This window comes from Rhizobium sp. NZLR10 (genome assembly GCF_019685125.1).
Classification (GTDB): Bacteria; Pseudomonadota; Alphaproteobacteria; order Rhizobiales; family Rhizobiaceae; genus Rhizobium.
Genome location: NZ_JABDWE010000009.1, coordinates 85,757 through 108,474 on the forward strand (window position 1 = coordinate 85,757; position 22,718 = coordinate 108,474).

Sequence of the window (22,718 nt, forward strand, 5' to 3'; positions counted from 1 at the left end):
GATGCGTGTTCTTGTGAAAGGGGCCGGCGTTGCCGGCCTGACGGTGGCGCATGAACTGCGCGCTCGAGATGCCGAGGTCACTGTGCTCGATCCATATGACGGTTTCCTGCGTGCTGCTTCGTGGCTCGCGGGCGGAATGTTGGCGCCCTGGTGCGAGCGGGAGAGTGCTGATGTTGCGGTACTCATGCGCGGTCTCACCGCCGCCGACAAATGGGAGGCAATTGTGCCGGGAGAGGTGCGACGAAACGGAACGCTCGTGGTCGCCTCTGCTCGCGATCTTGGTGAACTGCGACGCTTTGCCTGCCGCACGACGGGTTATGAATGGCTGGAAGAGCCAGCGATCGCGGCGCTGGAACCCTCCCTTGCCGGGCGGTTCCGGCACGGGCTGTTCTTTCGCCGCGAAGCCCATCTCGATCCCCGGCGAGTTTTGACTCTGCTGCGCACCAAGCTGACGGTTCAGGGGGTCACCTTCGTGGGCGAGAGCTCGCATGAGGAGAGCTTCGACAGTGTCGTCGATTGCACGGGCGCTGCGCAGATCGGCGAGGCCAAGGAGTTACGCGGCGTCCGCGGCGAAATGCTTTACCTTAAAAGCCTTGACGTGGATCTCTCCCGGCCGGTCCGCCTGCTCCATCCGCGTTTCCCCGTCTACATCGTCCCGCGTGGAGACGGTCTGTTCATGGTCGGCGCGACGATGATCGAGACGGAATTCGACGGGCCTATTGTCGCCCGTTCACTGATGGAACTGCTCAACGCTGCATACACGCTATTTCCGGCCTTTGCCGATGCAACCATAATCGAAACGGGTGTCGGAATCCGCCCAGCCTTTCCGGACAATCTTCCACGTGCAAGCCATCAGGGAAAGGTGATCTCGCTCAACGGCCTCTACCGTCACGGCTTTCTGCTCGCGCCAGCCATGGCGGCCGAGGCGGCTGAACTTGTCTTCAACCAACATACCACGGGAAGGAATGCCTCATGAAAGTGATCGTTAATGGCGAGGCCCAGGATGTCGCGGCTGAGACGCTGTCGGAGCTTTTAGTCCTGATGGAATACGAGGGTGACTGGCTGGCGACAGCCGTCAACGGTGAGCTGGTCCATCGCGAAGACCGGTTCAATCGTTCGCTCAACGACAATGACAGGATCGAAATCCTGTCGCCGATGCAAGGAGGCTGACGGATGCTGACGCTTTATGGATCCGAAATAAACTCCCGTCTGCTGCTCGGCACAGCGCGATACCCCTCTCCTGCCGTCCTCTCCGAGGCTGTCAGGCAATCGGCGACGGAAATAGTCACCGTCTCGCTTCGTCGTGAGATGTCTGGCGGCCGCACTGGGGGCGCCTTCTTCGAGATGATCCGCGCACTCGGCGTTCGTATCCTTCCCAACACTGCAGGTTGCCACAGCGTCGGGGAAGCGGTGCTGACCGCAAGGATGGCACGCGAGCTATTCGCCACCGACTGGATCAAGCTTGAGGTCATCGGCAACCATGATACGCTACAGCCGGATGTCTTCGGTCTCGTCGAGGCGGCTCGCATTCTCGTCAACGAAGGTTTCGAAGTCTTCCCGTACACGACCGACGATCTGGTCGTGGCCGAACGACTGCTGGAGGCCGGCTGCAAGGTGCTGATGCCTTGGTGCGCACCGATCGGCAGCGCTGCCGGGCCGCTCAATCCGACAGCGCTCAGAGCAATGCGGGCCCATTTCCCAGACGTGTCGCTGATCGTCGATGCCGGCATCGGTCGGCCGTCGCACGCAACTGCAGTCATGGAGCTCGGTTTCGATGCGGTTCTGCTCAACACCGCCGTTGCCGGCGCCGGAGATCCCGCGGCGATGGCAGCCGCCTTTGCCGCGGCAATCGCCGCCGGCAAGCAGGCATTTGACGCTGGCGTGCTGGAGCCGCGCGACATGGCTGTTCCCTCCACGCCGGTGATCGGAAAGGCGGTGTTCACATGAAGCTCGATCCGTTCTACCTGATCGTCGACAGCGCCGAATGGATTGCCCGGCTGGTACCGCTTGGCGTCAAGCTGGTGCAGTTGCGCATCAAGGATCGTCCGGAGACTGAACTACGCGCCGAGATCCGTCGCGCAGTAGCAGTCTGCGCTAAACATCAATCTCAGCTGGTCGTCAACGACCACTGGCGGCTTGCGATCGAGGAAGGTTGCGGCTTCGTACACCTTGGCCAGGAGGATCTTGCGACAGCGGACCTCGACGCGATCCGAGCGAGTGGCCTGAAACTCGGCCTCTCAACGCACGACGAACGCGAGCTGGAAACCGCACTGGCAGCGAGGCCTGATTATATCGCACTCGGTCCGGTCTACACGACGATCCTCAAGCAGATGAAATGGGCGCCGCAAGGGCTGACGCGGCTGAGCGAATGGAAATCGCGCATCGGCGACCTGCCTCTGGCGCCATCGGCGGGTTGAATGTCGAACGGATCGAAGGCGTCCTTGCTCACGGGGCGGATAGCGTCGCCGTCGTGACCGACGTGATGCGGCATGAAAATCCGGAACTTAGAACAAAGCAATGGATCATCGCCACAGCGCAGGCGCGAACTCCCAATCTTCAGTAAGCCGCCAGGAAACCTGGGTAATGGATCATCTTGAGGCGGAAGGGCTGGTTGAAATGTTAGCAAAGCAGGGGCCGATTGTTGCCAAATTGGATTAGAACGACGCCCGCCAGATCTGCGAGATACGGTCGGCACGAGTAGGGCGGGTCGCGCACAGTCAGGGGGCGTCGGTTCATCATGACCCTCGTCGGATATAACGCAACATCGGAGCACCGATGGTGGAGTTCTACGTCTCCCACTGTCTGCGGCGCGTCGTACGCTGCGATGATGACAATCATGTCGATCGCTGGTGCCCTGACTGGCGTCATCGACGAGGACACGCGCGCGCCGCTGAGCCAGATGCAAAAGCACAACAACCTCAAGGTATACTACACGGTAACGAAAGAGGTCCTGAACGCACTCGGGATTGCAGCACAATAGCGGTTGGAGTGCCGTTCCGCTCTATACGCAACGCGTGGCACGCTCCGAGCTTCTCAAACCAGCGGAGGGGCTAGACCATCCCCGTGGTCTTTTCGTTCCGGCCGCGGGTCACTCGTTTTGGCAAGCCGGGTCGCTTGTAAGATCAGTCACCCGAATGGCGGACAGCTTGGTGCCGGCCCTCTTGAACCGACGCCGTGTCTGCCACGGCCAGGACGCTCCTCCAACAATGAGCATAGCAGGCGAAGTCGCCCCGCGACGGCGCCAGTTCGCGCACGGCTTGACCGGTTAAAAGGGCAGCGCAAGGCGGCTCGCTCAGAGAAGGTGACAAGGTCAGTTTCGAGGTAGGCCAGGACCGCAAGATCGGGAAGTCCAAGGCCGAGAACGTCAGCGTGCTCTAATTAAGGGCTCCGCGTGACAGCCTGACCAAGAAATTCGGTCAGGCTAGTCGCGTCTGAGATCCGCGGGCTCACGGATCCGCTTTAAATCCGTCGCCCTGAACCGATTTGAACCAGCGACCCGCATTCCAAACTGAATATCAAAAAATTCCTGCTCTTCACCTTCAGCGTATCGATATGAAGGTCAGGAATGAACATGTCGCGCGCGGCTACAACAGGCTTCGGCTTATCCCGCGGATCCGGCCCACCGCCCCTGGCGAACTCATCACCGCGGCCTGCCGGTAGCTTGAACTCCTCATCCCGATCGGCAAGACCCACAAGGTCGCCTGACAAGTCGAAGAGCTGCTGGGCGACAAGATGCACGACGTCTCCTTCCCGCTGGATCCGGCCCATTGATCGCCATCATCGAGGATCCGAGAACGACCCGCCGTCGTTTTTCAAACAGCGTCGGCCAGACAACTAGATTGGCAGGCCCGGTCTCGTCCTCGATGGTGATGAACATGACGCCCTTGGCCGATCCCGGCTTTTGCCGCACTAGGATAAGACCAGCGGTATAGACCCATCGCCCGTCCTTCGATCTGCTGATTGGGGCGATGCGCAACCCACCACCGGTCAAAGACATCGCTCAGGAGCCATTGTTCATCGATGATCCCGTGATCCCACGGCGCCACTCGATTTCCGAAAGCATCTTGAGAACCTTTGCCTCGTCGGCTCACTCAAGTGCGGTATCGCGCATGCGAACAAAGTGTTGGGCGGCGTCGCCACGCGCTGTCCGAAATAGGTCCGATGCGGGCGAGCAAACTGCAGGGATGGGAGGAACGCAGTACAGAACAGCGCCGCCGACGGAGATCAGACGCATCGCGGGACTTAGCGCTCCTCGCCTTGACCATGGCGTTCCAGGTCGCGTGTAGCAGTGCGCCGAAGAGAACGAAAAGGATGACGTCGAGAGGCAAAGAGTAGATCCGGAGTATGAGAGGAGGCGGAATACGCCCTAACGCATTCCAAACTTTTGAAAAGACACCTGCAGTTTGCACGAAAATGCGCGGGTGCGGTCGCATCCATTCAATATGATGGTGGTCACCGCGGCAATTATTACGAGCGCGCGACATGCGTTCAAACTAAGTGCCACTTTCAACTATGAGGTGTTTCTAATGGAAACAAGAACAGACAGGGATGTCGTCACGAACGACAAGAGAACATATATGGAGAATGAGAGAGGCGATTCTTCTATGTTGCTGAAATATAGATTGTATTCCATAGCTTTGACATAGAGGGAGATCAGAGCTTCTGGTTGTGCAATTTTAGGAGATCGCGGTGCGGAATAAAGCTACAAACCTATTCGCAAACGCAAAAGACCTAGAGTTTCGATGGTGGTCACGACGGCGAAAACATCAAAGCTGCTGATGATGTATCGAAAGCACCGGCGGTCAGATACTGCGGGCGCCGGGTTCGGCCGACCGAAATCGGGTTGTCTTGTACGGACGCTCAAAAGTTGTTTTATGATAGGAAGACGAGAGATGATTGAAAAATACTATGCCGTCATGTTAGCCATATCTCAATTCTTAGGCGGGAACAAAAGCGGCTAAATGGCGGACGGCTATGCATGGTCAAGCTGACGAACTTCTTTCCTTCTATGGGCATGACCTGAAGCTGGTCGAATGCTCCGCGAAGATGGCCGCGGCCTACCGCATCGATGGCGACGCCAGCCGAACTCTTTGGCAAGTCTATCCGGAACTTCAGAATTCTATCGGCAGGTCCCACGTCAAGGCGGTTCTCGCCAGCGGCCTTCCACGCACCATCACAATCGAGCCCGAAGCTCGGAGTTCTATTGCTTTTCCGTGGCGAACTGGGGCTAGGCGTCATCGAAAAGCGAATTGGGAACGCCCTCTCGCGGGTGTCCGGTGAAGATCCAGACAGGGCTTTGCTTCTCCATCAGGCGAGACATGACGCTTTGACCGGACTAGCCAACCGCCGCCAGTTCAGCAACGACCTTGAGACAAGCCTCCCTGGGATCGGTGGACACAAGCTTGCGCTGATGCAGATCGATCTCGATGACTTCAAGCCGGTCAACGACACGCTCGGTCACGGCGCGGGCGACGTCGTCCTCAAGATGACCGCGGAACGCATCCAAGCCCTGCTTCGTGACGGCGAGACCGCCTACAGGCTCGCGGGCGATGAATTTGCCGTTATTCAACGGGGAGACGACCAGCCCGCTGAGGCTGAACGCCTGGCCGAATCCCTGGTCCTGGCCTTCAAAGAGCCGTTCACGATCGAAGGCATCAGCGTCTTCGTCGGCGCAAGCGTCGGCATTGCCATTGCACCGGATGATGGCAGCGACGGAGAACAATTGATGAAGGCGGCCGACATTGCGCTCTATGCCGCCAAGAACGATGGACGCGGCCGGGCAAGAATGTTCAACCGCTCGATGATGATCATGCTGGAACAGCGTGAGATGCTGCGGCGCAGCCTGCGGGTCGCCCTTCGGGAACAACAATTCTTCGTCGAATATCAGCCAGTCGTCGAGGTAGCGGAGGGGATCGTCGGGTTTGAGGCGCTGCTACGTTGGCGCCATCCTTATGCTGGAGTCATTCCGCCCAGTCTTTTCATTCCCATGGCCGAAAGCGACGGCTTGATGGCGGAAATCGGCACGTGGGTTCTCGAGCAGGCCTGCCGGGAGGCGTTGACCTGGCCGTCGCACTGCATCGTAGCTGTCAACCTTTCCCCGGCCGAGTTCCTCCAAGGCGGTTTCACCGATCGCATATCCAGCATCCTCGATGAGGTCGGATTTCCGGCAGATAGACTGGAGCTGGAGATCACCGAAACCGTCTTGCTTGAGCGAACAACCGAAAACCTCGACATGCTCCACACGCTCGAGGTGCTGGGCGTCCGGATCAGGCTGGACGACTTTGGCACCCGCTATTCGTCGTTGAGCTACTTGCAGAACTTCCCATTCGATACGATCAAGATCGACCGGCATTTCATCACGGATATTGAGACGAATCCGAAAGGCCAGACGATCGTACGCTTCATCATCGGCCTCGCACACGGACTGGGGATGCAGGTCACGGCAGAAGCCGTCGAAACCGCCGGTCAGGCTGCCTGGCTCGGCAAGAGAAAGTGCGACCGGCTACAGGGAAATTTCCTGGGCGCCCCGATGTCTGCCAAAGCTACCCGCGATTATCTGCAGCGAACGTCGTTTGCAATGCACCAGGCGTGACCTCGCCCGAACGAGCGCCGATGCCCCCAAAGCTGTCACTGCCAATTTTCGTGAAAAGCCATCGCGATACGGTGGATCAGTTGACATCGCCTCCGATCGAGAAGGCCGTAAGCCCATCGATCAGCTCTTGCTGCCGTAAAGTGCTTCTGCAGCTACCGGTATCAATCGGCAGACCGCTTAGCTCCTGCAGCCGCGTACCCCAGTTGCACATACTAACAAGCACAGGTTCCAAGGATTTTCCCAGCTCCGTGAGCTCGTACTCCACCTTAGGCGGAATCTCGGGATAAATGATGCGGTTGATAACGCCGTCGGCTTCCAGCTCCCTGAGTTGAAGCGTGATCATTCGCGGCGTCGCAGCGGGAGTGAGGCGGCAGATCGCGTTGAACCGCAGTTTGCCATCTAGCAGATGAAACAGGATCACCGGCTTCCACAGACCCCCGATGACCGAGATTGTCGCTTCCACGGCGCATCCAGTCCGGTTGGCCGTACTGCGCTTGCGCTTCGGCTTGGCACTATCATCCATGATACTACATGCTCTCTTTGTACGTACTTCATTCAGAGCGTCATACTCCTACTTCACGGCAGTGAAAAGAAGGACGGCTGGCACCGGAGGGCCTGTTCCAGCCGTTTCACCTCAAGAAGGAGCTGTGCCTCACAATGTCTACGGAACAAAAGCCACTTATCTCGGTCGTTGGCGCAACGAGCAAGCAAGGCCGCAGCGTGGCCACGACACTTCTCAAGAGCAATCAATACAGGGTTCGCGCATTGACCCGGAACCGCGATTCAGAAGAAGCTCGCAGCCTCGCAGCTCTTGGTGCGGAAGTTGTGGTCGCACCGCTGGGGCCCGGCCATCAGAAGGAACTGGTCGCAGCCTTTGCGGGCGCGGATGGCGCGTACCTGATGACGCCGCAGCTTCTGCCACAAGACAACGCCGAATTTGCCCTGGGCAAACAACTGGCCGATGCAGCCGTTGAAGCCGGCGTCGGTCACATCGTCTTCTCGACATTAGAAAATGTCGAAAAGATCTCGGGTGGGAAGAAGTTCACGCCTCACTTCACCGACAAGGCGCTCGTTGCCGATTACATTCGCACCCTGCCAATTGCACACTCGTTCGTCTCTCTCGCCTTTTTCTATACGAACCTGCTGGAATATTACGTACCGCAGATGGAAGGCGACACGCTCCTCATGCCGATCTACCTCCCTGGGGACTTCCGCGCGCCGTTCGTCGATCCTATGACGGCAACGGGACCGGCCGTCCTTTCTGTGCTGTCCGACTTGGAGACATTCAAAGGAAAGACCCTTCCAATCGTCGGCGACATCATTTCGCCACGTGAGATGGTCGAAACTTTCCAGCACGTGACCGGCATCAAGGCAGAATACCGTAGCGCTTTCAAGCGCGAAGAACTGCTGAAATACTTTCCGGCATTCGGCGCCAATGAGCTTCTTGTCGATGAACTGATCGGCATGGTCGAATTTGCGGTCGAGTACGGCTACTTCGACAAGGAACACGATCTGGAATGGAGCCGCCGCTTGAATCCGGAGACGCTTTCCTGGGAGCAGTTTCTGAAGTCGTCCGACTGGCGCGGCGACAGGAAGCAGTTCGGCCTTTGAACCAGTCCGCCGGGGCCGACAACCGCCGGAATACGGTCACGCAGTTGTCGACGTCGAAATGGCACAGGCTGGCTTATCGCGTCACGCGAAGCGCATTCAGCCGCAACAACAATGGTGAAAACGATATGAGCGTTGAAGACAACAAGCGCATCGTGCGCGAGTTTTGCAATCACTTTAAGACATCAAATGCTGATGGTCTAATTGACGGCATGACAGAGGACGCAACTTGGTGGGTCAATGGAAAGCCGCACCTGTTTCCGTCGGCCGGGACAAAAACGAAAACGGAAGCTGCAAGCATGTTCCGCGACATGTTTACGGCCTATTCGAACGGTCTTGATATGAAAGTCATCAACCTGATCGGCGAAGGAGATAGCATCGCTGCTGAGGCGCGATCGCAGGCAACCACGAAGTCCGGCAAGATCTACGAGAACGAATACTTTATTCTGTTCAAGATCCGCGATGGAAAGATTGCGAGCGTAAGGGAATACACCGACCTTATGCATGTCCGAGAAACCTTCGGCTAGTCTAAGGCCATTGCGACCAAGCCCGCTTCCCGCTTTGAGCGCCGCGCAGCGGACGGAACCGGCTCGACGTTAATCGGCCTTCTATCAGAAATCGCTCATTCTGCGATGCGCATCGCTGGTCTTGAACGGATACGACCTTCGGCTCCTGCGCTTCTGATGTTAAGTGGCTTGAATTAAAAAGCATTTCCCATGAGACCGATCCTAAACAGCAATCTGTCCCATAGCAGTGGACAGAAATCTTGGGTGCCGACTCAATAAAGCTTTTGGGAAACGCGCTCGGCCATGAAATCAATGAAGGCGCGAACTTTGGGCGCTCGTGCCGACATAGGGGGCCAGACGAGCGAAACGCTGCCACGTTCGTCCGTGTAATCTGCGAGGACGGCTTGAAGCCGTCCCGCCGCAATGTCTTCGCTTACGAGATAGCTCGGCGCCTGAATAATTCCCAAGCCACCCAGTGCGGCGGATGCAAGTGCCTCGCCGTCATTTAAAACGACAGAGGGCTTGATTGGCGTTGGTTGGAGTGAATTTTTGAAGGCCCAAACTTCCGGCCGACCAGTGGTTGGAAAACGATAAAAAACACAGCAGTGATTATGGAGATCTGACGGAGTTTGCGGGGTGCCGCGGTGTGCAAGATATTTCGGCGAGGCGCACGTTATGAATGTGTGTGGTCCGATCCTCCGTGCGCGCAACGTCGAATCGTCCAGCTCACCTAGCCGCAGCACCACGTCATACCCACCATTGATAATATCAACCTTGACGTCATCGAGGCTGATCTCGGTCATCACATCTGGAAAGCGGATGCGAAAATCGAGGAGCGCCGGCATGATGATCTTGCGACCTAAGACTGTGGGCACACTCACCTTAATGCGGCCTCGGGGTGCCTTTTGAACCAAGTGAAGCTCTTGCTCAGCGTCTTGCAGTTCTTTCATTATGCGGGCGACGTATCGATATAGAATGTCGCCTTCCCCGGTCACAGCTAGCGATCTGGTCGTACGGTTCAGCAATCGCAGGCCTAGACGCGCCTCAAGTCGCTCCACCGCCTTTCCCACGGCCGATGCAGATAGACCAAGCTTCCTTCCCGCAGCCGCAAAACTTCCGGTTTCGACGGCGACTGAAAACGCGACGAGGCCGCTAAGGGATTCTATTGAGGCGATTGAAGACATTATGTCCGGTATGATGCGACGAAGACCCCCATTCCGTCAACAGCCGCGATTCTCCAATATCTACACAGCAACTGTTCGCGCAGACCGCTACTAGAACGTCGGCTAAGCATTGGGAGGAAGTAATCATGTCTCACACTCATGCACGTGCCCCGTCGTTGATCATTCAACGCGCCGGGTAAAGGATCAAGCAAGCAATGACAGGATTGCGGCAGGTAATATTCGAACGCCTGAAAACGACTGCGATGGTGTGGCTCGCCGTCTACCCAAGCGTCCTTCTGATTATTTGGATTGTAGGCGACTGCATGCAGGATTGGCCAATGCCGCTGCGCGTACTGGGCGCAACGCTCATGGTCGTGCCAATTGTCACCAACGTTAGCCAACCCGCAGTCAGGACAATTGTCGGCAAAATCGAACAGGTAATGGTGCAGTGGCAATCACGTAACCGGCTCTAGCCTCGTCCTTTCCGGACGAATACTCGAAAGTGGAAGGATCCACAGATATGACGATGCCCCTCGACAACAAACCGAGCCGCAAAGCCTTCAATTGGATCAGCGGATCTCAATGCCAAGAAGGTCAGTTGAAACAGTCAATAGACCCAGCGACTTATAACGTAATCGGCCACTACCCCGACTACGGCCTTGAGGCAGCGAAATTTGCGGTGGCAGCAGCCTCTAAAGCCTTTCGCGAAACAATGTGGGCGCATGATCATGAATTACGGGCTGGTGTGCTCGACCAACTAGCGTGCGCCTTCGAACGCAATCGCGACAGACTACTCGAAATTCTGTCGTTGGAGAACGGCAAGGTAAAGGCTGAAGCTGCATTCGAGCTGGACATGGTTGCGAGCAAACTCCGCTACTCGGCAGCCACTGCCCTGGTCGAAGGTGGACGGGCATTGACACCAAAGCCCGGGAGCATCTCCGTGATCCTTCGGCAACCGATGGGAGTCGCGGCGGTCATTGCACCTTGGAACTCTCCGGTTATTCTGACGATCCGATCACTCGCCCCAGCGCTCGCTGCTGGTTGCACCACCGTCATCAAACTCCCGGCACAAGTCGCACAGACGGCAAGCGTCATGGCCGAGATTATGGCGGAAGCAGAGGATCTTCCGAATGGCGTGATCAATCTGTTTTTCGAAAGCGGTCCTGAGGGCTCCGCTTATCTCGTGGACTCGCCGGAGGTTCCAGTCGTCAGTTTCACCGGATCTACCCGTACCGGCCGAGCCATTAGCAGCGCCGGCGCGAGATACCTCAAACGTTTCGGAATGGAGCTCGGCGGCAAGACGCCGATGATCGTCTTTGACGATGCAGACCTTGATGCCGCCTTGCCGGCACTGGAAAAGGCGCTGACTGTCTTCAGCGGTCAGTTCTGCATGACGGGGTCCCGCTTGCTCGTGCAGGATGGAAAATATGAGGCCGTGCGCAACGGCTTGGCGGAGAGATTGCGCAGCGTCAAGGTTGGCCCCGCCGCCGACCCCTCCAGCGATATGGGCCCGCTGATCGACCGCGCTAACGTTGCGCGGGTCGATGGTGTGGTCGAGGCCGCTATCGCAGCCGGCGCGAAGGTCGTCGAGCGGGGCGGACCCATCAATGTGGGTCCCCTTGCAAACGGCGCTTTCTTCCGCCCGGCCCTTCTGGAAGTCTCCGACAACAGTCTTGCTATCGTACAGGAGGAGACTTTTGGCCCAGTGCTGACGATTCAGCGGTTCTCTGACGAGGCGGAAGCGATCCGTCTTGCCAACGACAATGAGTACGGACTGTCGGCCAGCATCTGGACACGCGATGTAGATCGATCCTTGCGCGTCGCGCAGGCGCTCGAAGCGGGCTCGGTGTGGATCAATGACTGGGCGAAGGTCTACGACGGTACCGAGGAGGGCGGATTCAAGCAGTCTGGCGTTGGCCGCTTGAACGGTCTGGCCGCGCTGGACGATTTCATCGAACACAAGCACATCGCGCTCAAGCCGGGCTTGGCGCAACGCTGACACCTCAATTCCCAAAGTCACTTAGAAGGAGGAATATACGATGTCTATCAATGCGCACGCTAAGAAGTTGTCTAAAGCCGAGCCTGCATCCCCCACGTCACCGTTGGGGGTATTGCAGTCGATCCTGTCGAACCCGACTGACCTGGATTTCGTAAAACAATTCACGACGGACGATTTCATTTATGTTTCGCTGAACTATGAGCACGCGGAGCTGAAGCGGATCATGCCTTGGGCCGGTACCAACGAAGGTACCGAAGGGCTGGTTCAGACTTTTATCGATGTCGGCCGTTACTGGACGACAGACAACTTCGAAATTCAGGACAGCTTCGAAAATAAGAGCGGAGCAGCGATCTTCGGCACGTTCACCTACACATCAAACGTTTTGGGCAATACGGTGACGTCGCCCTTTTCGGTTCTGGCGCGCGGTGAGAACGGCAAGCTGTCTTATGTGCAGTTTATGGAAGATACTTTCGCAACGGTCCGCAGTTTCAGAAACGGCGGCGAGTATTCCATCAAAGCGAACCCAGACGGGTCCGAAATCACTGTCTGAATGTAAGTCTGCCTCGCGGCAACGATCACTAACTTGATGTAATAGGTTTCGGGCAGCAAGTAATCGCCAGGCGAACTGAACGAAACTTCGGTCAGTTTTCGGCAAAACAACGCCGAAAAAACAATCCTGATCCTGCATGCGCTTGCTCACCTCTCGCAGGAGCGATGGCGCCTAACCGGCACGGCTTAGGCGTTATCGGCTAGACAGTGACTTCGCAGCGGCTGCATTTTTAGCTTCTTCGATGGAAAGGCGAACCGCTCGTTTCATGGCATCCTTCTCGCCGAATATCGCAACAAAAGCCGTGGCACCTTCCAAACGGGCTAACGTGTCAGTCGCAATGTCGCGAGCTACATCGACAGGCATGGCGCGGGACAGGATGCTCGACAGATGATCGCGATGCGCTTGAAAAAATGCTCGAACGGCATGCTTCGCAATCGGGGTCTCGTCACTTGTGCCGTAGGCTAGATGCAGACCTACGCATCTGCCGCGATCAGTGAGAGTGGTCGCGATAAATTCGATGACCTCGACGAATTCATCATCCCATTGCCCGGAGGCTGAGTCTCTTTGACCGAATGTCTCTTGCAAAGTGAGATCAAGTACCGCCGGAACGAGAGCTTCCTTATTGGGGAAGCGGACGTACAGCGATGATTTCTTCAGGCCCACGGCATCCGCGAGGTCATTCATCGACGCGCCTGCATAACCTTTTGATCGAAACAACTCCCTCGCAGTCGATACGATCGTTTCTCTCATGACTTTCATACGTCTTCTCCGAGCCAGGGTTCTCCGCATTTGATACAGGAAATCTAAGGGGTTGACAACCGACCGTTCGGTCGTATTTTACCTTCATTCGCGACTGTTGGTTTGTCGAATCCTTTGAGAAGGAATTCTAAAATGGCCGTAAGCTACAAAACGCAAAAGGTACAAGACGTCGAGGTTTTCTACAGAGAGGCCGGTTCAAAGGAAGCACCAGTCCTTCTTCTGCTCCACGGTTTTCCGTCATCCAGCCATATGTTCCGTGATCTGATCCCGCTGTTGGCAGATCAATACCGCGTCATCGCACCAGACCTTCCCGGGTTCGGTCGAACGAGTTCACCTGAACGTGGAGAATTCCCTTACACATTCGATAAACTCGCCGCTGTCATGACGGGCTTCACAGAGGCACTCGGCCTCAGCCGCTATGCACTTTACGTTTTCGACTACGGTGCACCGATCGGGTTCAGGATGGCGACGGCCAATCCGGACCGAATCTCCGCCATCATCAGCCAGAATGGCAACGCCTACATCGAAGGGTTCAGTGATGCATGGACTGCGTGGGAGGCATATTGGCGTGACCCCTCCGCTCAAAACAGAGAGGCATGTCGGGCATCTCTGTCTCCTGGGGTGATCGAGAACTGGCAATACCGCACCGGGACATCAAAGGAGCGTCTTTCACCCGATGGTTATCAACTTGATATCGCGTTCATGTCGCGGCCGGGTGCTGAAGACATTCAACTGGATCTAATCCTCGACTACAGAACAAACATTGACCGGTATCCGGAGTTTCAGGCGTATTTTCGGGATCACCAGCCACCGTTCCTGGCGGTCTGGGGCAGACATGACCCAGCATTCGTACCCGCGGGTGCTGAGGCCTATAAGCGTGACCTGCCCACCGCGGAGGTCCATCTGCTCGATACCGGCCATTTTGCCTTGGAAACACATGCGGATGAGATCGCTCAGTTCATCCGGAGCTTCCTGATCAGACATGTCTAAGCTCGATACGACTGTCGTCGTCGGGCTTGGCTCAAGTGGCCACTGAAAAGCGGACAATCGCGAAGCTTCACGGGGAGGACAGGTACGGGTTTTACGACCTATTCCAAGTGTTCCTGTTCAAGCAACGGAGTTTTGCACGTCTGGCACCTACAGGATGCCAGCAATCCCCGCGAAATAGTGTTCGCTTGTTCGGTTGGATCCGACGGTGTCCTTCGCAAATAACTTGAAACACATCAACTTATCCTGGTGGAAAGGAACAGATACATGATCAATCTTGAAGGCAAACGCGCACTGGTAACTGGCGGATCGCGAGGCATTGGTGCTGCGATCGCATTGGCGTTGGCAGAAAACGGCGCGGATGTCGCGTTCACCTACCAACGCTCCGCCGAAAAAGCCTCGAAGGTAACCGAAGCGATCGAAAAGATGGGGCGTCGCGTGGCTGCAATCCAAGCGGACAGCGCCGACCCCGAGGCAATTGCTAGCTCAGTAAGCGAGGCCGTCTCCGCTTTGGGGGGGCTGGACATCCTTGTGAACAGCGCCGCGATTGGCCACAACGGCATGATCGTCGACCTGGATGTCTCAGCGTATCAGACCTTGATGGATGTCAATGTACGAGCTCCGGTCCTGTTCGCGAAAGCCGTCATCCCGCATCTCGGCAAAGGCGGCCGCATCGTCACAATCGGCTCGGCTCTGGGCGAGCGGGTACCGTTTCCCGGCATACACCCTATGCAATGTCCAAGGCAGCACTCACATCCTTCACACGCGGTCTTTCGCGTGAACTTGGTCCAAGTGGTATCACCGTCAATCTCGTGCAACCCGGAGCAACCGATACTGAAAGCAACCCGGCGGACGGCCCGGCTGCAGACTTGCAGAAAAGCTTGACCTCCTTGGGACGCTACGGCGAACCGCGGGAGATTGCCAACGCTGTGGTATTTCTCGCAAGCCCGGCCGCGAGTGTCATCACGGGCGCTATTCTCACCGCAGACGGCGGTGCAATCGCCTGACTTGCTCGTGCAAGATTCTGATGGAGCGATGGTGCCCACCTTTTCGATCGCCCGGACTAACCGGCAACACACCATTTCGGTGGGCGCCATCTCCATGCTTATACCTTCCTCACAATAGGAGACCTCAATGGCAAAGCCTGAACTTTTCGTCACGGCCGGATACGGGCAGAAATTCCATGAGCTTTTGCACTTTTCACAAGCGCTCAAGATTGGTGATCGCATCGAGATCTCCGGCCAGGGCGGATGGAACGATGAACTCGAAATTCCGGAGTCAATCGTGACCGAGATCGAGAGAGCATTTGAGAATGTCCGGCGAACCTTGGCCACGGCTGGCGCGGACTGGAAGGATGTCGTCCATGTCAACTCTTATCACGTCGGAGGCTTTCCACCGATCGTGAACGAAACGATTGCCGGTCTTTTCCGTGAGTACATGCCCGATCGAGCTCCGATCTGGACGCAGACCGGTGTGGAAGCCCTTGGGCTCCCCGCCATGCGAATTGAGATCCGTGTCACTGCCATCCTGGAATGACTCTGGCGCCTACCACGGCTGCATTACGATGCAAAGGCTAGTCGCGTTTAGCAACGACCGACCCATGGCCAAAGCCTGTGACCGCCTTAATGCGATCAGAATCTCAGCCTCCCAAGGAGAATGTAATGAACACCGACAGTTGCCCCATTCCCACACCGCAGGAGCGCTCCTTCCTAGCCATCCAGCAAGCGGCCGAACAGACGATGCTTGAGAAGGTGTCGCGCGCCATCTCCGATGCGACAGCCGAAGTCACGAGGAACGTGCAAGACGCTGGTTTGGAATTTGAACCGACCAGTGAAGGCTACTTCATGTTCGCGGTTCAGCAGGCAACATTCGTGCGCCTTTGCGGAGGCAATCCGGATACGCTGCGGGGAGGAAACCCGGAGGTTGGCGAACATGTCATTCGGAACTGTCGCAACATCATTGACACCTATTGGAAGAGCCACACAGCACAGACCGCGGTGCCCTGAAAGGCACTTTCCTGTCCCAGGCAATCGGTCACAGCAATAAACGAGGTCCATCATGAAATGGGAATACCTGACGGTCGACAAGACACTCGATAACCAGCAGATGAACGAACTTGGTGACGCCGGGTGGGAATTAGTTGCGGTCGTTTCACCAGCGCATTTCGTCTTTCATTATTTCTTCAAGCGGGAAGCTCAGCCGCTATAGCAACTATCGAAGGACTGAAGCGTTTACAGGCGTCTTGCCTTTTAGCAATGCAAATGGCGCTCGGCAGGGGCGGGACGACCGCGATCTGGCCCCGCAATCGCTGGGCAATCCCTTATCAGTGGAATTCAGCAGATTGGGCTGAGCGCTGCAAATTGGGTTCATCGGTGAATGACAGTTAGCCCGTGCAGTTACGGAAAAGGAAGAACAGATGAAGGCTGCAGTCTATGGCAACCCTGGTGTTCCGGCCGTTCTTGAATATGCCGGATCCTGCCTGCGGGCCGGGCGACGTGCTCATTGCCGTCGAGGCTATTTCCATTGAGGGAGGCGACCTCTTTGGTGAATTGCACTGAGAGCTGACCCAGGCTCCACCCGCTTCATGTTTCGGACATGGTTCCGCAAGACCATGTGCATGGGCGCTGCCATCCACGAGACGGGCGGCGCGCGGATGGGAGAGACTCCGGAGATATCCATCAGTGCTCAATCGCTACAACCAAGTTTGGGACGCGCCTAACCTCATCGTCACCGACGCCAGCGCCTTCCCCGGCAGTGGAGTTGCCGGCACCACCCTCACCGTCATGGCCCTGACCCTTTGCGCCTGCCGTCATCTCGTTGATGGAGAAGAGTATTCCTCTTAAAAAGGCTCTAACGCAGATGAGCAACTGCCCGATTACACCAGGTCTTGAGTGGAATCGAACCGCCGACGGCCTTATTTGGGACAGAAATCCAGCTGGATTTCTTAGTGAAAATTCCTGCTCTTCACCTTCAGCGTATCGATATGAAGGTCAGGCACGAACATGTCGCGCGGGGCTACAACAGGCTTCGGCTTGTCCCGCGGATCCGGCCCACCGCCCCTGGCGAACTCATCACCACGGCCTGCCGGAAGCTTGAACTCTTCATCGCGATCGGCGAGGCCGGTCAGATCGCCTGACAGATCGAACAGCTGCTGGGCGACAAGATGGACCACCTCCCCTTCCCGCTGGATCCGGCCATTGACGGCCATCATCGAGGATCCGAGAACAACCCGCCGGCGTTTTTCGAACAGCGTCGGCCAGACAACGAGATTGGCCGGCCCGGTCTCGTCCTCGATGGTGATGAACATGACCCCCTTGGCCGATCCCGGCATTTGCCGGACCAGCACAAGGCCAGCGGTATAGACCCACCGCCCGTCTCTCGAATTCATCGCCTCGGCGCAGGTGATGATATTGCGCACTGATAAATCCTTGCGCAGGAAGGCGATCGGATGCTGCCGCAATGTTAGCCCGGTATGGCTGTAGTCCTCAATCACGTTATGCCCGTCCGTCATCTGCCGAAGCGCGACTTCAGGCTCCTGCTGCTCGGCAATCGCAGCCATCTCCCGTTCGGCCGCGGCGGCAAACAACGGCAATGGCTCGTCGCGCAGCGCCTTGATCGCCCAAAGCGCGTCGCGGCGCTCAAGCTTCAGCGACGGCAGAAAGGCATCGGCCATGGCAAGCTGGACGAGCGCTTCCGATGGCACGCCGGATCGACGCCACATGTCGTCAACCGAGGCAAAGGCATGGTCCATTCGTGCCGCGACGATGCGCGCGGCGTCAGCGACCGCCAGTCCTTTCACCTGCCGGAAACCGAGCCGGACACCATGGCGGCCAGAATCGCCGATCCGCTCCAGCGTGCAGTCCCACCGGGACCGATTGATGCAGACCGGCCGCACCTCGACGCCGTGGGCTCTCGCGTCGCCGACAATCTGCGCCGGCGCGTAAAAACCCATCGGCTGCGAATTGATGAGCGCCGCGCAGAAGGCTTCCGGATAATGGCATTTGATGTAGCTCGACGCATAGGCGATCAGCGCGAACGATGCCGCATGGCTCTCCGGAAAACCATAGGAGCCAAAGCCTTCGAGCTGGGAAAAGGTCTTTTCGGCGAATTCCGGCGTGTAGCCGTTCCTCACCATGCCGGACACGAGCTTGTCCTTGAAGCGCGAAACGCCGCCGGTGAACTTGAAGGTCGCCATCGACTTGCGAAGCTGGTCGGCCTCGCCGCCGGTAAAGCCGGCGCAGACCATCGCCACCCTCATCGCCGACTCCTGAAACAGCGGCACGCCGAGCGTCTTGCCGAGCACCGCTTCCAGTTCAGGCGTCGGATACTCGACCGCCTCCTTGCCTTCGCGCCGGCGTAGATAGGGATGCACCATGTCGCCCTGGATCGGACCGGGCCGGACAATGGCGACTTGCACCACGAGGTCGTAGAAGGTCCGGGGTTTTAGCCGCGGCAGCATCGCCATCTGCGCGCGGCTTTCGATCTGAAAGGTTCCGAGCGTATCGGCCTTGCGGATCATCGCATAGGTCGCAGGATCCTCCTGCTCGATGTCAGACAGGTCGAGATCCCGATCCTTGTGCTCGCGGATCAGGTCGAAGGCTTTGGCCATACAGGTCAGCATCCCAAGGGCCAGGATGTCCACCTTCATGAATTTCAGGGCTTCGACGTCGTCCTTGTCCCATTCGATGATCTGACGGTCCTTCATCGCGGCCGGTTCGATCGGCACGAGATCGTCGAGCCGGTCATGGGTGAGGACGAACCCGCCCGGATGCTGGCCGAGGTGCCGTGGCGCGCCCATCAATTGCTGCGCCAGTTTCAGGGTGAGAACAAGACGCCGGTCGTCCGGATTGAGATTGAGCTCGCGGACATTGCGGTCGCAGACCTCCTCCGACCAGGCCCACATGCCCGACGACAAGGCCTTGATCACGTCTTCCGGCAGGCCGAGCGCCTTGCCGACATCGCGGATCGCGCCGCGCGCCCGGTAGCGGGTCACGGTGGCGCAGAGCGCTGCCTTTTCTCTGGTGTAGGTGCGATAGATCCACTGGATCACCTCTTCGCGCCGCTCGTGTTCGAAATCCACATCGATATCCGGCGGCTCGTCACGCTCCTGGGATACAAAACGCTCGAACAGAAGATCGTTGGTCGAGGGGTCGATGCTGGTGATGCCGAGAATGTAGCAGACGGCACTGTTGGCGGCGGAACCCCTCCCCTGGCAAAGAATGCCTTCAGACCGGGCATAGCGCACGATCGAGAAGACGGTCAGAAAATACGGCGCGTATTTCATGGTGCGGATCAGATCGAGCTCGTGGCGCACGACCTTCAACACATCGGGCGGCAGTCCCTCGGGATAGCGATCGGGCACGCATTGCCAGACATAATGCTCCAGCGAAGCCTGGGCATCCTTGCCCGGTACGATCGCCTCCTCCGGATATTGATAGGTGAGCTCCTCAAGCGAGAAAGTGCACCGACGGACGATCTCCATGGTTCTTGCCAGGGCTTGCCGGTACCGCGGAAACAACCGCTCCATTTCTTCCGGCGGCTTCAGATAGCGATCAGCGTGGCGCTCGCGCTCGAAGCCGACTTCGTCGATCGTCATGCGGGTGCGGATGCAGGTGACAATGTCTTGCAACTGCCGGCGGCCTGGTTCATGGAAGAGGACATCATTGGTGACGACCGTCCGCACCCTGAACCGCGCAGCGAGATTGGAAATCTCATGCAGCCGCAGCTGGTCGTTCTGCCGGCGCCGCAGACAAAGCGATACATAGGCCCGATCACCAAACAGCTCGGCCATCTTGCGCAGCTGGATCGCGCAGACGTCATCCGGCAGATCCGGCACAAGAATGCCGATCATGCCGTCGTTGTACGCGATGACATCGTCCCAGTGCAGGATGCAGTTGTTCTTGCCGCCGCGCGACTTGCCAAGCGTGATGAGACGGGTGAGCCGGGAATAGGCAGCGCGGTCGGTCGGGTAGACCAGCAGCGACATGCCGTCGGCCAGATCAAGCCGGCAACCGACAACGAGGCGTAAGGCGGTGGCACGCGATGCTTCAAGCGCCCGGACAATTCCGGCAAGCGAATTGCGGTCGACAACGCCGAGGGCTTCGATGCCAAGAGCCTTGGCGGTCTCGAACAGTTCCTGCGCCGAGCTTGCACCGCGCAGGAAGGAAAAATGGGTCGTGACCTGCAGCTCGGCATAACTCATGCGAAGATCCCATGGCAGTACCAGCGATGGCTTCCGGTTTCCGGATCGATGCCATCACCGGAGCGAAACACCCAGAGGCGCTCGCCGGCCTCGTCTTCGATGACGAAATAATCCCGCACCGCCTCCATCTCCGCGTCGCGCTGCCACCACTCGCCAAAAATCCGTTCCGGACCATCGGCCCGCTCGACCTTCCGGCGCTTGCCGCGCCAGGTGATCGAGACCGGCGGACGGTCCGGCAGCAAGGCGATGGCCTCGATCAGCTCGGGACGCGCCAGCAGCCGGACAGGCCGGCGCCAATGGCTGACCCAGGTGACCTCGACCGGATCGGCAGCAGGACTGATCCGTTGGACGGAGCGCTCGGGCACGTCGGAGGCAACGGGCGCCACCCGATACACGCGCTGGCCGCGGTTGCCGTAAATATCGATCAGCGGCGTCACGTCCTTCACTTCCTCCTCGACCAGCGAGGAGGATTTCTGGCGCTCCTCCAGGGGCTCTGCCATCACCGCAACCAGGGTGAGCTTTTCGATCCCGAAGCCGGGCTCGATCTTTTCCGTCCGGTCGCGAAACAGCTTCGTCAGCCAGGCGACATCGCGCACCGGCTTCACTGTGCCGGCGCGGATTGCCTGGCGCGCACCGTCAACCTTTTCGACGATCAGGTCGGCGCGCCGAACACCGAGGCCGCGCCTTTGCAGCTCCTCGATCAGTTGCACCACCAGCCGGCCGACATATTTGTCGATGGTTTCGGCAGCACCGATCGGCTCGGCGAAGGCGCGGCTCACCTCGACGAGCTCGGCGGTGCGGATCGGATCGATCGGTTCGCTGATGCGGCCGAACATCTGGTCGAGCCGCCGGCCAATCTCCGGACCGAAACGAAGCGTCAGTGGCGCGCGCGGCGTGTTGGCCAATTCGCCGATGGTCTGGAAACCAAGCGTGCGCAGATCGCTGACGACTTTCCCGGGAAGGCGCAGCAACGATATCGGCAGCTTTTCGACGGCGCGGACGGTCTCACCTGAAGGCACGATGACCGTTTCGCGGCTGATGGCACGAGCACAGGCATGCGCCGCACCCCAGGTGTCGGCGATGGCGACACGGGGAGTGAGTTTTTTTGCCAGGAACTGATTGGCGATCTTCGTCACCATGGCGAGCTCGCCGCCCTGCAGGTGATCGGCACCCTCTGTGTCCATGACGATCCCATCAATCCCATCGACCGCGACGATCGGCGAATAGAGCGTCAGCGCCCAGAGGGTAATGCGCTCAAGTGCTGCGGCATCCTTTGCAGGATCCGCATCGACCAGCATCAGGCCGCGGAACAGTGCCTGTGCTTTGGCCGCCGGCATGCCGAGATGAACGCCGGCTTTCCTGGCGGCCGCGTCGGCGGCCGACACCCAGCGTTTCGAGCCGCTCCTGGCGATCACGGCAATCGCCTGTTCAGGCGGAATAGACGGATCGGCGCGACGAATGCGATCCGTCGGCAGATCCGGAAGATAGATCGAGACAACCCTTGTCATCGCACGCCCTCACGAGAAACTCAGCACATTCACCCGCTTTCACGCGCATCAATTCCAGCAACCATTGGGCTCTCCCCACACCCGGCACCGGCAATTCCTCCGACGGCATGACGCTCACCCGCCACCTTGTGGTCGACGCCGTCGGCTGCCCGAAGTCATTGGCCTCCGTCTGCCGTCGCCAGCGTCGGACGGCAAGCGCCATCGTGCCCGTTCGCTCGGCCGCCAGCTGCAGCCGGCGCGATCCGACCATCGGCAGGCGAACGAGTTCGCCGACGACGGCGCCGAGCCCACCAAAGGAAAGCCCTTCCTCCATGTTTGCCAGAACGTCTTCCTCCTTGTCGGATTCAACGAAGATAACCCGGTCCGGGTGGAGGCCGACCTGGGCGAGCGCCGGAAAGAACAGATCGGGGCGCGTCAGGCACCAGACGATCGGGCCTTTGGTGCGGGCCGCTATGCCCGCCGCACAGAGCGCTGCCGCCGCGCCATCCACCGTGCCCGATCCGCCGCCGGCAAATTCGTGCAGGCCCCCATGGGCCAGGCCACCTCCCGGCAGGACCGCATCGATTTCCGGCACGCCGAAGGAGAGACAGCCAGCCTTCCTGGCTGACACGCCCTCCAGCGAGGCGATGCGCTCGCGCAGATCGGAAATCACCCGTTCACGGGCAGCAGTCATCGTTCACGGCTCCCTTCAAGATCGTGTTGCCGGCCGACAATCATGTCGAACAAAATGCGGATGTTCCCCTTCTGTTCCGATCCTATAAAGGAGTCAAGCAACCGGAGGGATGGGAATATTATCCTGAACATTAGAAATCAGCAGAATACCCATGGGAATCAGCCCGATAGA

General features: G+C 58.3%; 19 protein-coding genes and 7 pseudogenes. 19 read left to right on the plus strand and 7 right to left on the minus strand.

The window, feature by feature from the left end:
• The first annotated feature begins 1 nt into the window (after window position 1).
• The 6 genes and pseudogenes from thiO to HJB82_RS15330 all read left to right on the plus strand — a co-directional run.
• Window positions 2-976 (plus strand): glycine oxidase ThiO, encoded by a 975-nt coding sequence (gene thiO, locus HJB82_RS15305; RefSeq protein WP_221140495.1) that lies wholly within the window; start codon window positions 2-4, stop codon window positions 974-976.
• Window positions 973-1,170, plus strand: a complete 198-nt coding sequence (gene thiS, locus HJB82_RS15310; protein WP_077987983.1) for a sulfur carrier protein ThiS — start codon at window positions 973-975, stop codon at window positions 1,168-1,170. Before thiO ends, thiS begins: the two co-directional genes overlap by 4 nt.
• Window positions 1,171-1,173: 3 nt before the next feature.
• Window positions 1,174-1,947 carry a thiazole synthase gene (locus tag HJB82_RS15315; RefSeq protein WP_077987984.1) on the plus strand — a complete coding sequence of 258 codons (774 nt, stop codon included), beginning with the start codon at window positions 1,174-1,176 and terminating at the stop codon, window positions 1,945-1,947.
• Window positions 1,944-2,563 (plus strand): annotated as a pseudogene (locus HJB82_RS15320) (thiamine phosphate synthase). The gene HJB82_RS15315 and the pseudogene HJB82_RS15320 overlap by 4 nt, the downstream one beginning before the upstream one ends.
• Before the next feature lie 273 nt (window positions 2,564-2,836).
• Window positions 2,837-2,980: a hypothetical protein gene (locus HJB82_RS15325; protein WP_225510624.1), complete on the plus strand. Its 144-nt coding sequence runs from the start codon at window positions 2,837-2,839 to the stop codon at window positions 2,978-2,980.
• Window positions 2,981-3,279: 299 nt separating this feature from the next.
• Window positions 3,280-3,378: pseudogene (locus tag HJB82_RS15330) on the plus strand (cold-shock protein); the annotation flags it as partial.
• 81 nt (window positions 3,379-3,459) lie between these two features.
• Here the strand turns inward: HJB82_RS15330 and HJB82_RS15335 are convergent.
• Window positions 3,460-3,952 (minus strand): annotated as a pseudogene (locus tag HJB82_RS15335) (OB-fold nucleic acid binding domain-containing protein); the annotation flags it as partial.
• A gap of 1,022 nt (window positions 3,953-4,974) precedes the next feature.
• Between HJB82_RS15335 and HJB82_RS15340 the strand changes: the two are divergent.
• Window positions 4,975-6,592 (plus strand): annotated as a pseudogene (locus tag HJB82_RS15340) (putative bifunctional diguanylate cyclase/phosphodiesterase).
• Between the two features lie 76 nt (window positions 6,593-6,668).
• Here HJB82_RS15340 and HJB82_RS15345 read toward each other — a convergent pair.
• Window positions 6,669-7,115, minus strand: coding sequence for a helix-turn-helix domain-containing protein (locus HJB82_RS15345; RefSeq protein WP_113544323.1), 447 nt, complete (start codon window positions 7,113-7,115; stop codon window positions 6,669-6,671).
• Between the two features lie 134 nt (window positions 7,116-7,249).
• On the opposite strand from HJB82_RS15345, the gene HJB82_RS15350 reads away from it, so the two are divergent.
• Together HJB82_RS15350 and HJB82_RS15355 are read left to right on the plus strand one after the other, a co-directional pair.
• On the plus strand, window positions 7,250-8,203 hold the full coding sequence (locus HJB82_RS15350; RefSeq protein WP_077979880.1) for an NmrA/HSCARG family protein: 954 nt from the start codon (window positions 7,250-7,252) through the stop codon (window positions 8,201-8,203).
• Window positions 8,200-8,727, plus strand: coding sequence for a nuclear transport factor 2 family protein (locus HJB82_RS15355; protein WP_259673951.1), 528 nt, complete (start codon window positions 8,200-8,202; stop codon window positions 8,725-8,727). Before HJB82_RS15350 ends, HJB82_RS15355 begins: the two co-directional genes overlap by 4 nt.
• Window positions 8,728-8,978: 251 nt before the next feature.
• On the opposite strand, the gene HJB82_RS15360 is transcribed toward HJB82_RS15355, so the two are convergent.
• On the minus strand, window positions 8,979-9,890 hold the full coding sequence (locus HJB82_RS15360; RefSeq protein ID WP_221140497.1) for a LysR family transcriptional regulator: 912 nt from the start codon (window positions 9,888-9,890) through the stop codon (window positions 8,979-8,981).
• Window positions 9,891-10,084: 194 nt separating this feature from the next.
• Here HJB82_RS15360 and HJB82_RS15365 point away from each other — a divergent pair, with 194 nt between their 5' ends.
• From HJB82_RS15365 to HJB82_RS15375, 3 genes are read left to right on the plus strand one after another with little or no spacing between them, the layout of a single operon-like run.
• On the plus strand, window positions 10,085-10,342 hold the full coding sequence (locus HJB82_RS15365) for a hypothetical protein (protein ID WP_132613581.1): 258 nt from the start codon (window positions 10,085-10,087) through the stop codon (window positions 10,340-10,342).
• 47 nt (window positions 10,343-10,389) lie between these two features.
• Window positions 10,390-11,868 carry an aldehyde dehydrogenase family protein gene (locus HJB82_RS15370; protein ID WP_259673952.1) on the plus strand — a complete coding sequence of 493 codons (1,479 nt, stop codon included), beginning with the start codon at window positions 10,390-10,392 and terminating at the stop codon, window positions 11,866-11,868.
• A gap of 40 nt (window positions 11,869-11,908) precedes the next feature.
• Complete coding sequence (locus HJB82_RS15375) at window positions 11,909-12,418, plus strand: nuclear transport factor 2 family protein (protein ID WP_259673953.1); 510 nt, start codon at window positions 11,909-11,911, stop codon at window positions 12,416-12,418.
• Window positions 12,419-12,610: 192 nt separating this feature from the next.
• Here HJB82_RS15375 and HJB82_RS15380 read toward each other — a convergent pair whose 3' ends face one another.
• Window positions 12,611-13,177 carry a TetR/AcrR family transcriptional regulator gene (locus tag HJB82_RS15380; RefSeq protein WP_017957028.1) on the minus strand — a complete coding sequence of 189 codons (567 nt, stop codon included), beginning with the start codon at window positions 13,175-13,177 and terminating at the stop codon, window positions 12,611-12,613.
• Window positions 13,178-13,309: 132 nt separating this feature from the next.
• Between HJB82_RS15380 and HJB82_RS15385 the strand changes: the two genes are divergently transcribed.
• From HJB82_RS15385 to HJB82_RS15415, 7 genes and pseudogenes are all read left to right on the plus strand, one after another.
• Complete coding sequence (locus HJB82_RS15385) at window positions 13,310-14,167, plus strand: alpha/beta fold hydrolase (RefSeq protein WP_221140499.1); 858 nt, start codon at window positions 13,310-13,312, stop codon at window positions 14,165-14,167.
• Window positions 14,168-14,431: 264 nt separating this feature from the next.
• Window positions 14,432-15,171, plus strand: a pseudogene (locus tag HJB82_RS15390) (SDR family NAD(P)-dependent oxidoreductase).
• Between the two features lie 127 nt (window positions 15,172-15,298).
• A complete protein-coding gene (locus HJB82_RS15395; protein WP_128406154.1) occupies window positions 15,299-15,700 on the plus strand; it encodes a RidA family protein in 402 nt (133 codons plus the stop codon).
• A 125-nt stretch (window positions 15,701-15,825) separates the two neighbouring features.
• Window positions 15,826-16,170, plus strand: a complete 345-nt coding sequence (locus tag HJB82_RS15400; protein ID WP_017957032.1) for a hypothetical protein — start codon at window positions 15,826-15,828, stop codon at window positions 16,168-16,170.
• 52 nt (window positions 16,171-16,222) lie between these two features.
• The gene (locus HJB82_RS15405; protein WP_017957033.1) at window positions 16,223-16,372 is read left to right on the plus strand and encodes a hypothetical protein; all 150 of its coding nucleotides are present in this window, start codon (window positions 16,223-16,225) and stop codon (window positions 16,370-16,372) included.
• Window positions 16,373-16,580: 208 nt separating this feature from the next.
• Window positions 16,581-16,704, plus strand: a pseudogene (locus HJB82_RS15410) (zinc-binding alcohol dehydrogenase family protein); the annotation flags it as partial.
• 35 nt (window positions 16,705-16,739) lie between these two features.
• Window positions 16,740-17,007, plus strand: a pseudogene (locus HJB82_RS15415) (GMC oxidoreductase); the annotation flags it as partial.
• A 101-nt stretch (window positions 17,008-17,108) separates the two neighbouring features.
• Here HJB82_RS15415 and HJB82_RS15420 read toward each other — a convergent pair.
• From HJB82_RS15420 to HJB82_RS15430, 3 genes are read right to left on the minus strand one after another with little or no spacing between them, the layout of a single operon-like run.
• Window positions 17,109-20,366 carry an error-prone DNA polymerase gene (locus HJB82_RS15420; protein WP_221140500.1) on the minus strand — a complete coding sequence of 1,086 codons (3,258 nt, stop codon included), beginning with the start codon at window positions 20,364-20,366 and terminating at the stop codon, window positions 17,109-17,111.
• Window positions 20,363-21,874 (minus strand): DNA polymerase Y family protein, encoded by a 1,512-nt coding sequence (locus HJB82_RS15425; RefSeq protein WP_165503836.1) that lies wholly within the window; start codon window positions 21,872-21,874, stop codon window positions 20,363-20,365. Before HJB82_RS15425 ends, HJB82_RS15420 begins: the two co-directional genes overlap by 4 nt.
• On the minus strand, window positions 21,795-22,547 hold the full coding sequence (locus tag HJB82_RS15430; RefSeq protein WP_221140502.1) for an ImuA family protein: 753 nt from the start codon (window positions 22,545-22,547) through the stop codon (window positions 21,795-21,797). The genes HJB82_RS15425 and HJB82_RS15430 overlap by 80 nt, the downstream gene beginning before the upstream one ends.
• Window positions 22,548-22,718: the final 171 nt, after the last annotated feature.

Excerpts from the sequence above, each read along its gene's own strand:
- HJB82_RS15350 (WP_077979880.1), top strand. The coding sequence starts at position 7,250 with ATGTCTACGGAACAAAAGCCACTTATCTCGGTCGTTGGCGCAACGAGC.
- HJB82_RS15430 (WP_221140502.1), bottom strand. The coding sequence starts at position 22,547 with ATGACTGCTGCCCGTGAACGGGTGATTTCCGATCTGCGCGAGCGCATC.
- HJB82_RS15405 (WP_017957033.1), top strand. The coding sequence starts at position 16,223 with ATGAAATGGGAATACCTGACGGTCGACAAGACACTCGATAACCAGCAG.
- HJB82_RS15325 (WP_225510624.1), top strand. The coding sequence starts at position 2,837 with ATGTCGATCGCTGGTGCCCTGACTGGCGTCATCGACGAGGACACGCGC.
- HJB82_RS15315 (WP_077987984.1), top strand. The coding sequence starts at position 1,174 with ATGCTGACGCTTTATGGATCCGAAATAAACTCCCGTCTGCTGCTCGGC.
- HJB82_RS15375 (WP_259673953.1), top strand. The coding sequence starts at position 11,909 with ATGTCTATCAATGCGCACGCTAAGAAGTTGTCTAAAGCCGAGCCTGCA.
- HJB82_RS15370 (WP_259673952.1), top strand. The coding sequence starts at position 10,390 with ATGACGATGCCCCTCGACAACAAACCGAGCCGCAAAGCCTTCAATTGG.
- HJB82_RS15360 (WP_221140497.1), bottom strand. The coding sequence starts at position 9,890 with ATGTCTTCAATCGCCTCAATAGAATCCCTTAGCGGCCTCGTCGCGTTT.
- HJB82_RS15425 (WP_165503836.1), bottom strand. The coding sequence starts at position 21,874 with ATGACAAGGGTTGTCTCGATCTATCTTCCGGATCTGCCGACGGATCGC.
- thiS (WP_077987983.1), top strand. The coding sequence starts at position 973 with ATGAAAGTGATCGTTAATGGCGAGGCCCAGGATGTCGCGGCTGAGACG.
- HJB82_RS15385 (WP_221140499.1), top strand. The coding sequence starts at position 13,310 with ATGGCCGTAAGCTACAAAACGCAAAAGGTACAAGACGTCGAGGTTTTC.
- HJB82_RS15420 (WP_221140500.1), bottom strand. The coding sequence starts at position 20,366 with ATGAGTTATGCCGAGCTGCAGGTCACGACCCATTTTTCCTTCCTGCGC.
- HJB82_RS15380 (WP_017957028.1), bottom strand. The coding sequence starts at position 13,177 with ATGAAAGTCATGAGAGAAACGATCGTATCGACTGCGAGGGAGTTGTTT.
- HJB82_RS15365 (WP_132613581.1), top strand. The coding sequence starts at position 10,085 with ATGACAGGATTGCGGCAGGTAATATTCGAACGCCTGAAAACGACTGCG.
- thiO (WP_221140495.1), top strand. The coding sequence starts at position 2 with ATGCGTGTTCTTGTGAAAGGGGCCGGCGTTGCCGGCCTGACGGTGGCG.
- HJB82_RS15345 (WP_113544323.1), bottom strand. The coding sequence starts at position 7,115 with ATGGATGATAGTGCCAAGCCGAAGCGCAAGCGCAGTACGGCCAACCGG.
- HJB82_RS15400 (WP_017957032.1), top strand. The coding sequence starts at position 15,826 with ATGAACACCGACAGTTGCCCCATTCCCACACCGCAGGAGCGCTCCTTC.
- HJB82_RS15395 (WP_128406154.1), top strand. The coding sequence starts at position 15,299 with ATGGCAAAGCCTGAACTTTTCGTCACGGCCGGATACGGGCAGAAATTC.